The following is an 11,812-nucleotide window of genomic DNA, read 5'->3' as shown; positions in this document are numbered from 1 at the left end:
TGCCCCGACCTGCCTCCGTCCGCCGACCAGGAAGAGACATGATCCTCACCGAACACCCCCGCCCGTCGCACACCTTCGTGCACATCTCCGACACGCACCTGCCCGGTGAGCGGTCGCCGCTATACGGCAGCGGGGCCGACGCCGATGCGAACCTGGCGGAGATGCTCGACCGGCTCGTCTCCTCGGGGCTCCGTCCCGACGCGCTGCTGTTCACGGGAGACCTGACGGACCGGGGCGATGCCGCCGCGTACGGGCGACTGCGCGAACTCGTGACGCCCGCTGCCGCGGCGCTCGGGTGCGAGGTCGTGTGGGCGGCCGGCAACCATGACGACCGCCGTGCCATGCGATCGGAGCTCGGACTCGCGGGGGCGGGTGACGAGCCGATCGTCGAGGTGAGGTGGTTCGGGGGGATGCGCGTCATCGTCGTCGATTCGACGGTGCCCGGCGCGCATTGGGGGGAGGTGCCGTCGTCGCAGCTGGTTCGGCTGGAGGGAGAGCTGTCGACGGCGGCACCGCAGGGCACGCTGCTGCTCATCCACCATCCGCCCCTGCCGACGGTGCTCGACCTCGCCGTGACGGTCGAGCTGCGGGATCAGGACGCGCTGGCCGCGGTACTGCGGGGGACGGACGTGCGGGGCATCCTGTCGGGACACGTGCACCACCCGTCGTTCGGCACCTTCGCCGGGATCCCCGTCGCCGTCGCCTCGTCGAGCGCGTACGGACAGGACCTCGCGCAGCCCGTCGGCGCCACCCGCGGACAGGACGCCGCGCAGGGCTACAACCTCGTGCACGTGTACGCCGACACCATCGTGCACTCCGCCGTCTCGCTCGAGCGCGGGGCGGACGTCGGGGAGCCAGTCGCCGCCGATGAGGCCGGGCGACGGATCGCCGGCGTGGGGATCGACTGGCGGGACTAGGCCGTCACGAGGTCGTCATCGGCGTCACCTCGACGTCGATCGAGCCGAACGGGAACGGGCTGACGACGCTCCAGGAGTCGCCGGTGAACTGCTCGATCGGGATCAGCGCGAACCACACGTGCGAGACGACGATCGCGACCACCACGAACAGTCCGACTCCGCGCAGCGCCCACTCCAGCGTCCGCAACGCCGTGCGCTCATCGGCCGCCTTCATCACGCGACCGAGCGCGAGCAGCACGATGACGGCGATGGCGATGTAGACGAGGGGGCTCGGCGCGAGCGTCAGCTGGATGCACTGCGGAGCCTCGTCGACCGGCTGGCCCGCGGAGTCGATGAACCCGCCGTTCGCGTCGACCCCGCCGGGGCAGATGCCCTTGCTGGCGGTCATGAATACGGGGTAGAGGAATGCGGTGATCAGCGACCAGAGGAGGACGCGGCGGATCGCGGCGATGACCACGGCGCCGGGGAGTGCGGCGGGTGCCGTGTCCGGGGAGGTGGAGGGGGCTTGCGACGGCATGCGGCGGCTACTTTCGGGGCGGTCGTGTTCATCCTGGCGGATGTGTGGGGTGGGCGGAAGCCTTCCTGGTTTCTCCTCGGTCGTGGGTAGCGTGAAGGAGTGAAGATCACCGCCCGCGCATTCGCTGCCCGGTTCGACGTGCCGATAGCAGAGGCGCGCACCGCTCTCCGGTCCCGTCACGGTGCTCTTCCGAAGGGCGGGAAGGCCTGGGATCTGACCGCCGAGGAAGTTCTTGATCTCTTCGATGAGGTCTTCGCTAGGGAAGTAACTCGGCCTCTCGAGTCGGAGCCGACGCCCGCGCTGCTGACGCAATACGCCCAGATTCTCGCCGAACTGCGCATGCGCGGAGTCGTCCGGACCGGGAACGCGCCACTCGGGGACTACGCCGAGCACATCGCCGCTCGGGTCTACGGTGGCGTTCTCGAGCCGAACTCCGCCAAGTCGTACGACGTGCTCGCGGGTGACCGTCGAATCCAGGTGAAGGCACGAACGAGGAGCGCATCGACGAGTGCGAATGCGGTCTTCTCCGTCTTTCGGTCCTTTGACTTCGACGTCGCCACGCTCTTGGTGCTCGATTCGCGCACGTATGCGCTCCAGTGGGCGAGGGAGATCGGACCGAACGAGGTCCGCAGTGCTTCACGCTGGTCAGCGCACGTGAATGGCCACCTTCTGTCTCTCCGTTCCGCACAGACTCTAGGGCGGGATGTGACGGCGGAGTTCACGCCCTACCTCTGAGAGTGACTGCCCAGGCGACAGCGGCCGAGGCGCCAAGCCCGCACCGGAGGAGAGGCTGAACCGTGCGCGTAGGCTGGAACGTCTGCCTCCTCTCTGAGGCGCCTTCCCCTGGAGCTCCATGTCTGCAACGACGGTCGACGACCGCGCCCGGTATCGCGCCCACCCCTCGGTGCTCGAAGCCTTGAAGAACCCGCGACTGCTGACGCGAGAAGTGCTGGCCGGGCTCGTCGTCGGGCTCGCGCTCATCCCGGAGGCCATCGCGTTCTCGGTGATCGCCGGCGTCGACCCGAAGGTCGGGCTGTTCTCGTCGTTCATCATGGCGGTATCGATCGCGTTCCTCGGCGGGCGGCCGGCGATGGTGACCGCGGCGACCGGAGCCGTGGCGCTCGTCATCGCTCCCGTCGCGCCGACGTACGGACTGGACTACTTCATCGCCACGGTCATCCTCGCCGGCATCTTCCAGGTGATCCTCGGAGTGCTCGGCGTCGCGAAGCTGATGCGGTTCATCCCCCGCAGCGTGATGGTCGGGTTCGTGAACGCGCTGGCGATCTTCGTGTTCAGCTCGCAGTTCCCGCAGCTCATCGACGTGCCGTGGTTGGTGTATCCGCTGGTGGCGCTCGGGATCGTCGTGATGCTCGTGATGCCGAAGCTCACCAAGATCGTGCCGGCGCCGCTCGTATCGGTGATCATCGTGACGGGTGTGGTGCTCGCCTTCGGGATCACGGTGCCGACCGTGGGCGATCAGGGTGAGCTGCCGCGGAGTCTGCCGTCGCTGTTCATCCCGAACGTTCCGATGACGTGGGAGACGTTCACGATCATCGCGCCGTTCGCGCTCGGGGTCGCGCTCGTCGGGCTGATGGAGTCGCTGCTCACCGCGAAGCTCGTCGACGAGATCACCGACACCCACTCGAACAAGACGCGCGAGTCGTGGGGGCAGGGCGTCGCGAACGTGCTCTCCGGGATGTTCGGCGGCATGGGCGGGTGCGCGGTGATCGGTCAGACGATGATCAACGTGAAGGCGTCGGGCGCGCGGACCCGCATCTCGACGTTCTGCGCCGGGATCTTCCTGTTCCTGCTGGTGGTCGTGTTCGGCGACTTCGTCGGGACGATTCCGATGGCGGCGCTCGTGGCCGTGATGATCATGGTCGCGATCGGGGCGTTCGACTGGCACAGCGTGCGGCCGTCGACGCTGAAGCGGATGCCGAAGAGCGAGACGTTTGTGATGGTGGCGACGGTGGCGCTGGTGCTGATCACGCACAACTTGGCGGTGGGGGTCGTCGGTGGAGTGCTCGTCGCGTCCGTGCTGTTCGTGCGGCGGGTGGCGCACTTCGTGTCAGTTACTCGGGTTCTGGGGCCTGCGGGCGATGTGGTGACGTATGTCGTGGAGGGGGAGCTGTTCTTCGCGTCGAGCAATGATCTGACGACGTTGTTCTCGTATTCAGAAGATCCGTCTCGCGTCGTGGTGGATCTGTCCGGGTCGCATGTGTGGGATGCGTCGACAGTTGCGGCTTTGGATGCGATCGAGACAAAGTATGCCGGGCTGGGGAAGACGGTGGAGATCGTTGGGATGAATGTCTCGAGCGGGACGATGCATGGGCGGCTGACGGGCGGGTTCGAGTAGAGCCCCCCGCGGGGACGGAGCGCCGCTAACCCCAAGCAGCTGTGGCTGCATACGTACGTCCCCGCTTTAGGCCATCATCATGAGAGGTCCACCAGCGGGCCGACGACGAACGGGGCATCAGGATGGACGACGGGGACCTGTCCGAGATTGAGTTGGTCATCGATGGGGATGGAATTTCCCTGATCGGCCGGCGCGAACCAGTCGAGGAGTTTATTGAGGCCCACGGATTACGGTCTCGCGAGCTGGATCTGTCCAAGCTCAAGACCGCGTTCGGCGCCGGGGCGGCTGTCACGAAGGCCGGCTCCGAGATAGCAGCGAGCTCGGGGCGCTGGATGAAGCTGACCGAAGAGTCGTGGGCAGCCGCCCAAAAGCTGCCCAAGGTAACCAACTCGTCGAGCGGAAACCTCCATGCAACTCTTCGGGCACCTAATGGTCAGTTCGCGAAGAACCTGCAGTTCCTCAAGACACCAGGGTCGATCCTCACAAACCCTGCGCTGCTGGCTGGTGTGGCCGGAATCATGGCACAGGTTGCGATGCAACAGACTATGGACGAGATCACTGACTACCTCGCCGCAATCGATCAGAAGGTCGATGACGTACTGCGTGCGCAGAAGGACGCCGTGCTCGCGGACGTCATCGGCGTAGACATGATGCTCGAAGAGGCACTCACGATCCGCAAGGAGGTCGGCGGCGTCTCCGAGGTGACCTGGTCGAAAGTGCAAGCGTCCTCGATGACGATCGCCCGCACGCAGGCATACGCCTTGAGGCAGATCGAGGCATTGGCGGGGAAGCTCCAAAGCAAGTCTGTCAACGAACTCGCTGCCTCGTCCAAGAAGATCGATGGCGAGGTACAGGAATGGCTCGCCGTCCTCGCACAGTGCTTCTATTTGCAGGAGGCGACGGGGGTGATCGAACTCGACCGTGTCCTGCAGACCTCCCCCGAGGAACTGGAGCAACACCGAGTCGGCCTGCAAACAGCTCGCGCAAAGCGCGCGGAACTGATCACTCGGACCACGCGACAGCTCCTCGACCAGATCGACGAGGCCGCAACTCTGGCGAACTCGAAGGTCCTGTTCAACCCGATCGAGTCTCCGGCCATCGTGCGCTCCAGAAACAAGGTGAGCGACTCTGTCGGCACCTTCCACGAGCGACTCGGGATCGAGGGGGCAGCGGAGGTGCGGGAGTCGAGACGCTGGTCGACGGCGGCCACGGATACCCGCGACGATCTACTCAAGGCCGGTGCGGACGGATTGGACGCCGCGTTGCGCATCGGCGCGGAGGGCATCCAGGTTGCCGGGCGGGTCGGCGCCGAAAGCGTGGACAAGGCAAAGGAGATCGCTGGATCCTTCGCAGACCTCGCTGGACGCACTTTTCGTCGGCGTCCACCGAAAGACACGGCGGGCTAGTGAGTGACGAGGCGGGGCACAGGACTGGCGAATTGACCGCGAAGACCTTCCTCAGCACGTTCGCGATGCCGAAACCCGTGCGGATCACGGGTCGGAGTTCGAGCATCACGAACTCGTTTGTGAACGGCATCATCCCCGTTGTCGTGCCGACCGAGGCAGAGGTCCGGGCAGCCCTCGAGATTCTCGACATGCTCGATCATGTGAGCTGCAGCTACTGCGGCGACACCAGCACGGAATGGGACCACCTTCGTCCTCTGGTGAGCAACCAGCGGCCGACGGGATACATCTCCGAGATCCACAATCTCGTACCCGCCTGCGGCAAGTGCAACCAGAGCAAGGGCAACAAGGATTGGCTGACCTGGATGCGCAGCACGGCCCCGCTCTCTCCGAGATCTCGGGGTGTTGCTGACATCGAAGATCGCATCGCTCGCCTACAGGAGTACGAGCGCCAGGCATCCCCGACTCGTGTCGACTTTGAAGCGGCCGTCGGCGCCGACCTGTGGCAGCGGCACTGGGCGCACCACAAGCACCTGCTGGAGCTGATGCGCCTGGCCGATCAGGACGCGCAGGAAATCAGAACCCGCGTGTGGGAAGCCCATGAGGCCAAGAGACAGGCGGCGACCTGATGGCGTCCGTGATCACCTGGCTCGACGTGTCGACAGAGGAGCAGCGACGGATGCGGGAACTCGCGGCCATGTTCACGCAAAGAGACAGCCGAGACGAGCTGGGCATCGGGCAGCTTCGCGACGGCATCAGCGACGCCCTGTTCCCTGGCACGTCAACCCTGCACACCCGCGCGCGCTATCTGCTGTTCGTGCCGTGGTGCTTCCAGTACGCCGCACAGTCGAGGTCACGAGTGAAGGGTGGCACGCGCCAGCCCGATGCGACCGAGCTGGAGCTGATCGAGACCCTGCGGTTCTCGCCGGATGCGGACGGTCTGCTCGGCGAGCGTGCTGGTCGGGACCTGCAGACCCTGCCGTCCTCGGTGTATTGGTCGATGCTGCAGCGGTACGGCATCCTCACCCGGCCGGCGAGCCGTGCGGAGGCGTTCGAGGCGTCGAACCCCCACGTGCACGTCGACGACGACGGCCTGACGACGTCCACCTCCCTCTGGTCGGCCCCACCGATCCCGAAAGGGTTCCCCGATGAGGTGGCTGACGGGTTCGCGCTGACCTCCGAGGAGGCGAGCTGGCTGCGGGATCGCGTGCTCGAGCACGCACCCGGCACTCTTCTGGCGCATCTCGTGCAGCACCGGCCGGAGGACGACCGCCGGGCTCCGTGGGAGGACGTGGTCGCGACCCGAGCACCGCAACGGGCTGCAAGGGTCCTGCGCCATGCGCAGCATTTCGCGACGATCCTCCACGGCGCGCAACTGCTCTACAACCTGCTCCTCGCCGAGGAAGCGGACCGTGCAGAGCTCCGCGACGACTATCGGGATCGCCTCGCCCGGTGGCCCGCGGAGCTCGCGGCGGGCTACGACGAGTGGCGTGTCGATGACCTGCTCGCCGTCCTCCGGGAGGAACGTGGCAGTAGGCTCCCGGTCGCACCCGCCGCGCAGCGGTTCGTCCAGAACTGGACGACTCTCGTGCAGCGCAGCGATCCGAGCTCGATCGCCGATCTCCTGGAAGCTCGAACGATGATCCGGGAGCGCGAGAAGATCAAGGGCGCGAAGACGCGTCTCGGCAACCCGCGGCGGCTCGAGACGTGGAAGGGGGCGTCAGGCAGCGCGCTGCTGACGTTCCGCTGGGCGACCGTCCGGCAGTTCGCCCGCGACATCCATGAGGGGCTGGCTCGTGCTTGAACCCGATTCGCGCTCGCTGCTGTCCGAGCTGCTGCGCCCTCCGGCTGGATTCCACCTGTCGCATGCGGTGGGCACGAGCTTCACGATGACCCTCGAAGCCGCCCTGTCGATCCCCCTCGCGTTCGCTGGCGCGGTGGAAGTCGACGACGAAGTCGGCATCCTCGGAGCCGTGCGCCGAGCCACGCAGCGCATCGACCTGTTCGCCCAGGCCGGGTGCCTGGGTCTCGGCACGGCGAGCGAGCTCGTCACGGTCCTCGAGCCGATGGTGCACCCGGTGCGGATGCCGGGGAGCCGCCTGTTCCACCCGAAGGTATGGTTCCTGGAGTTCGAGCGGGACGAGGAGCGCCGCTACCGATTCGTCTGCAGCAGCCGGAACCTCACGAACGACCGCACGTGGGATGCGGTGGTCTCCCTCGACGGCGGGCCCGACGAGGATCTCGACGAGGAGACGGTGCGCTCGAACCACGTGATGGCCGGCCTGCTGCGCTGGCTGGTGGACGACGGTCGGACAGCCCCAGCGCTCGCCCCCGATCGCGCCGACCGGATCGCGCGGCTGGCGGAGGCGTGGACCGGCATCCGCTGGGAGCATCCAGACCACGTGCGCGCGATCCGGGTGCATGCCTTCGGGATCGGACGGCCATTGAGCGACGCGAGACCGCGTCTCAACGGCATCCGCACCGCCGTCGTCTCCCCGTTCGTCACCGATGAGGGCGTGCGGCTTCTGCGGGCCCGACCAGGCGGCGAAACGACCCTGCTCAGCCGCCCGGAGGCCCTGGATCGGTTGCAGCCCGAGACGCTGCAGGGACTCTCGCTGCGCGTGCTCGACGAGATGGTGGATCAGGCGCTCGCCGACGCCGAGACCTCGGCGGTCGCTTCCGGAGAACTGCGCGGATTGCACGCAAAGGTGGTGGTGCACGACCACGCGCACAAGCAGTCGACACTGCTCGTGGGGTCGGCGAACGCCACTGGGCCAGCCTGGTCGAACAACGTCGAGGTGATGGTCGAGGCCGAGGGGCCGAAGTCGCACCTCGGGGTCGAAGCAGTGCTCGGGTCGCTTGCTCCGCTGATCGAGGAGTACACCACGGCGGGCGGCGCCCAGAGCAGCCAGGACGAGGAGGCCGACCGTCGGCTGGAGAGTGCGCTGCGGGAGCTCGCCCGCGCCCGGCTCGTAGTTCGGGTGAACGCGGAGGGCGAATACACGGTCGCGGTGTGGGCGGAGGGTGCGCAGGTGGTGGACGACCGGTTCACGCTGAGCTGGCGGATGCTGTCTCAGCCGGATCCGATCCCCGGGCCTCTGCCGAACGCAGGCGCCCCCTACGAGTCCACGGCCCTGCGCCTGGAGCAGATCACTCCGTTCGTGGTGATCGCACTGACGGATGGCGACGGCCGCCGACGCGAGACCCTGGTGGTCGCGGACCTGCTCGACGACGTGCCTGGTCGGGGCGACGCGATCGTCGCCGCTCATCTCACTGAGCCCGGAGCGGTGGCGCGTTTCATCCGGCTCATGCTGCAAGAGGGCAGTCTCGCGTCGATCGGCACCGGCGGGGGCCGTGGCTCGTTCACCTCCGCGTTCGGCGCGGGGGTCGCAGAGAACGGTGACGGGCTGTTGGAGCTTCTCGTGCGGGCGTCGGCCACGAACCGGTCGGGGCTCGTGGACGTGGAGCGGGTGCTGCGGCATGTGCCAGAGGATGCGCGCGGCAGCGCCCTGCCGCCGGGCTTCGCCGAGGTGTGGGCGGCTGTCACGGAAGCCGCGGGAGTGCAGCAATGACGGGTCTCGACATCGACGCGGTGATGCGCGGGCTCAAGGGCTTCCAACAGGACGCGGTGGAGCATGTGATCGACCGTTTCTACGGGTCAGGGCGCGCCGACGGCAGCGGGCGGTTCCTCGTCGCGGATGAGACCGGGTTGGGCAAGAGCGTGATCGCGCGGGGGATCATCGCCAGGGCCATCCAGGAGTTGAACGAGGTCGACGCGGTGAAGCGCATCGACATCGTGTACATCTGCAGCAACGCCGACCTCGCCAACCAGAACCTGCAGCGTCTGAACGTCACCGGCGCCAAGCACCTCGCGATGGCGACGAGGCTCACGCTGTTGGCGCGGGAGAGCCGAAAGCTCGCAGCCCCCGATGACACGGGCCACAAGAAGGTGAACCTCGTCTCCTTCACCCCTGGCACGTCGTTCAAGGAGGGCGGCTGGCGGTCGGGCAATGGCGACGAGCGGGCACTCCTGTGCGTGCTGGCGGAGGATGCGCTCGGGGTGGACGAGGACGCGCCGACGCGCTGGCTCTTCCAGGGGGCGGTGCAGTCGGAGAGGAACTTCGCGTGGCGGGTGCAGTGGACGCGGGACCGTCTGGGTGTTGACGGCGCCGATCCCGAGATCGCCGGTCGGTACCAGGAGGCGATCGTCGACAAGTCGCTGTGGGCGCGGTTCCTCAAGCTCCGCGAGGAGGTCCGTATTCTGGGCGAACGTCCGACCCGCGGTCGACTGTGGCACGAGGTGATGGAGCTTGTCGCGAAGCTGCGTCGGCATCTGGCACGTGCAGGGGTGGATGCGCTGCAACCCGATCTGGTCATCCTCGATGAGTTCCAGCGCTTCCGCCCGCTCCTCGATCCGACGACAGAGGGCGGTGAGCTCGCCCACGACCTCTTCAACGCCGAGGGCGCCAAGGTCCTGCTTCTCTCGGCGACGCCCTTCAAGCCGTACACGACTCAGGCTGAGGTCGGGGAGGACCACCACGCCGATTTCCTCAAGCTCATCGGGTTCCTCACCGACGAGGACGCCGTCCGTGTCAGGTCGGTCAAGGATGCGCTCGACGCACACCGTCTCGCCATGATCACCGACGGCGATGCGACAGCATCCGCTCGCCGAGTGCGGGAGGTGCTGCTTCCGTACATGTCGCGGTCGGAGCGGCCCCCGCTCGCGCGCAACCAGGACATGGTCGTCGATCGTCCACTCGACGGCGGGGTGCCGACCGCGGCGGAGATCTCCGACTGGTCGGCGCTGCATCGGCTCGGCACGTACCTCGGCGCGCGGGTGGATCTGGAGCAGTGGAAGTCGATCCCCTATTTCGCCTCGTTCATGGACACGTACAAGTCGGGGAGCAGCGTGCGGGAGGCGTTGGAGCGCGACGATGCCACGGTCCGCGAGTTGCTGGCCGCGACCAGGGGGCTGACACGGGACGACGTGGGTGCGCGGCAGGAGCTCGATCTCGGCAACGGACTGTTGCGCGCGCTGGCCGCCGACACGATCGGGCGCGAGTGGTGGAAGCTGCTCTGGATGCCGCCGTCGATGCCGTATTTCCGGCCGGGTCCGGTGTTCTCGAGCGTGGGGGATGTCACCAAGCACGTCGTGTTCTCGGCGTGGAACGGGGTGCCGACCGCGGTCGCTGGTCTGCTCAGCCATGAAGCCGCTCGCCACGCGTATGCCGGTTCGGACCTGTCGACCGACTCGACGAGCAGCCGTCTGACGTGGGCGATGAGCGAGGCGGGGCGGCCGTCGCAGATGAACTCGCTCGCACTGTTCTGGCCGCATCCGGCTCTGGCCGAGTCGTGGGATCCGCTGCGGGCGGCTCGTGCGGCCGGCGGCCTCGTCGATGCGGAGGCGTTCACGGCGAACACGGCCACCGACGATGATGCGGCCGAGCCGTCACATGCTTTCTTCGCGACACCCGGTGCGGTGCCGACCGGCGTAAACGCCCTGTCGGTCTTGCGGGTGCTCGATGCGCGGTCTGGCCGTTTCGCGGACTATGTGCGGGCGGCGGTCGAGGCGATGGATCAGGGCCCCAGTGCACACCGTGACCTAGGCCGATTCGGCGCGCACGCTCCGGGGTCGATCGCGTATCGGGCGTTGCGCGGTGCCGCGTCGGGGGATGCGACGGAGGTGGGTGTGTGGCATGCGGCGTGGGTGCTGTCGCTCGGTCTGCGTTCGCTGTTCGCCCGGCCGGATGCCGCGGCTCTCCTCGACACCGTGGGTGTCCCGGGTGCGCACTACTGGAGCGCCGTGCTGGACTATTGCGCGGACGGAAACCTGCAGGCGGTCATCGACGAGTACGTGCACCAGTTGCGCAGCGACCTCGGCGGCCGGCTGCTCGACGACGACGGACTGTGGAAGGTCGCGACGAGTGCGGCGTCGGCGGTGCGGACCAACGCGGCGACGCTGCGCGGGCACGAGGCGACTGCCGAGCGTGCGCAGATCCCGTTCCCGACGAGGTTCGCGGTGCGCTACGGCGGCACCGGCACGGACGCCGATGAGAAGGTCGCGGCGCGTCAGAGCGAAGTGCGAGCCGCATTCAACAGCCCCTTCGCCCCGTTCGTGCTGGCATCGACGAGCATCGGTCAGGAGGGGATCGACTTCCACTGGTGGAGCCACGCCGTCGTGCACTGGAACCTGCCGTCGAACCCCGTCGACTTCGAGCAGCGCGAAGGCCGGGTGCACCGGTTCATGGGCCATGCCGTGCGCAAGAACGTCGCCGCCGCGCACTGGGAGGACGTGTTGTCCTCGACGGACGGGGCGTGGGACGCCGCGTTCGCTGCCGCGCTCGCGTCGCCCGAAACCGAGCGGTTGGGCCAGTTCGCGCCATGGTGGGTGTACGAGGGGGACGCCCGGATCCACCGGCGGATTGCCTCGTTCACGTTGAGCAGGGATCACGAGAAGTACGAGCGGTTGCTCGACGCCTTGACCCTGTACCGCCTCACGCTCGGGCAGCCCCGACAGGAGGACATGCTGCGGTTGATGCAGCAGGGTGGCGTGGAGCGGGACCTTACGGTCGCGGCGATCGATTTGCGGGCACCGGGCGGGGGTGAATACTGACCACGC

9 protein-coding genes are annotated in these 11,812 nt (G+C 67.5%); 8 read left to right on the top strand and 1 reads right to left on the bottom strand.

Annotated elements, in window-relative coordinates; all coding sequences use genetic code 11:
* Positions 1 to 38 precede the first annotated feature (38 nt).
* Complete coding sequence (locus tag RI211_RS01175) at positions 39 to 917, top strand: metallophosphoesterase (protein ID WP_315638224.1); 879 nt, start codon at positions 39 to 41, stop codon at positions 915 to 917.
* Positions 918 to 921: 4 nt separating this feature from the next.
* Here RI211_RS01175 and RI211_RS01170 read toward each other — a convergent pair whose 3' ends face one another.
* Positions 922 to 1,434 carry a hypothetical protein gene (locus RI211_RS01170; protein ID WP_315638225.1) on the bottom strand — a complete coding sequence of 171 codons (513 nt, stop codon included), beginning with the start codon at positions 1,432 to 1,434 and terminating at the stop codon, positions 922 to 924.
* 99 nt (positions 1,435 to 1,533) lie between these two features.
* Here RI211_RS01170 and RI211_RS01165 point away from each other — a divergent pair, with 99 nt between their 5' ends.
* From RI211_RS01165 to RI211_RS01135, 7 genes are all read left to right on the top strand, one after another.
* On the top strand, positions 1,534 to 2,169 hold the full coding sequence (locus RI211_RS01165; RefSeq protein ID WP_315638226.1) for a hypothetical protein: 636 nt from the start codon (positions 1,534 to 1,536) through the stop codon (positions 2,167 to 2,169).
* A gap of 118 nt (positions 2,170 to 2,287) precedes the next feature.
* A complete protein-coding gene (locus tag RI211_RS01160; protein WP_315638227.1) occupies positions 2,288 to 3,790 on the top strand; it encodes a SulP family inorganic anion transporter in 1,503 nt (500 codons plus the stop codon).
* Positions 3,791 to 3,912: 122 nt separating this feature from the next.
* Positions 3,913 to 5,196 carry a hypothetical protein gene (locus RI211_RS01155; protein WP_315638228.1) on the top strand — a complete coding sequence of 428 codons (1,284 nt, stop codon included), beginning with the start codon at positions 3,913 to 3,915 and terminating at the stop codon, positions 5,194 to 5,196.
* Between the two features lie 32 nt (positions 5,197 to 5,228).
* Positions 5,229 to 5,822: an HNH endonuclease gene (locus RI211_RS01150; RefSeq protein ID WP_315638229.1), complete on the top strand. Its 594-nt coding sequence runs from the start codon at positions 5,229 to 5,231 to the stop codon at positions 5,820 to 5,822.
* Positions 5,822 to 6,997, top strand: coding sequence for a DUF6361 family protein (locus tag RI211_RS01145; RefSeq protein ID WP_315638230.1), 1,176 nt, complete (start codon positions 5,822 to 5,824; stop codon positions 6,995 to 6,997). The genes RI211_RS01150 and RI211_RS01145 overlap by 1 nt, the downstream gene beginning before the upstream one ends.
* The gene (locus RI211_RS01140; RefSeq protein ID WP_315638231.1) at positions 6,990 to 8,765 is read left to right on the top strand and encodes a phospholipase D family protein; all 1,776 of its coding nucleotides are present in this window, start codon (positions 6,990 to 6,992) and stop codon (positions 8,763 to 8,765) included. The genes RI211_RS01145 and RI211_RS01140 overlap by 8 nt, the downstream gene beginning before the upstream one ends.
* Positions 8,762 to 11,806: a C-terminal helicase domain-containing protein gene (locus tag RI211_RS01135; RefSeq protein ID WP_315638232.1), complete on the top strand. Its 3,045-nt coding sequence runs from the start codon at positions 8,762 to 8,764 to the stop codon at positions 11,804 to 11,806. The genes RI211_RS01140 and RI211_RS01135 overlap by 4 nt, the downstream gene beginning before the upstream one ends.
* Positions 11,807 to 11,812 lie beyond the last annotated feature (6 nt).

This window comes from Microbacterium meiriae (genome assembly GCF_032364335.1).
Taxonomy (GTDB): Bacteria; Actinomycetota; Actinomycetes; order Actinomycetales; family Microbacteriaceae; genus Microbacterium; species Microbacterium meiriae.
Note: the sequence above shows the minus strand (reverse complement) of the source record. Positions and strands in the feature narration are given on the sequence as shown.

Coding starts and splice junctions, on each gene's coding strand:
- RI211_RS01160 (WP_315638227.1), top strand. CDS start 2,288: ATGTCTGCAACGACGGTCGACGACCGCGCCCGGTATCGCGCCCACCCC.
- RI211_RS01175 (WP_315638224.1), top strand. CDS start 39: ATGATCCTCACCGAACACCCCCGCCCGTCGCACACCTTCGTGCACATC.
- RI211_RS01135 (WP_315638232.1), top strand. CDS start 8,762: ATGACGGGTCTCGACATCGACGCGGTGATGCGCGGGCTCAAGGGCTTC.
- RI211_RS01170 (WP_315638225.1), bottom strand. CDS start 1,434: ATGCCGTCGCAAGCCCCCTCCACCTCCCCGGACACGGCACCCGCCGCA.
- RI211_RS01155 (WP_315638228.1), top strand. CDS start 3,913: ATGGACGACGGGGACCTGTCCGAGATTGAGTTGGTCATCGATGGGGAT.
- RI211_RS01145 (WP_315638230.1), top strand. CDS start 5,822: ATGGCGTCCGTGATCACCTGGCTCGACGTGTCGACAGAGGAGCAGCGA.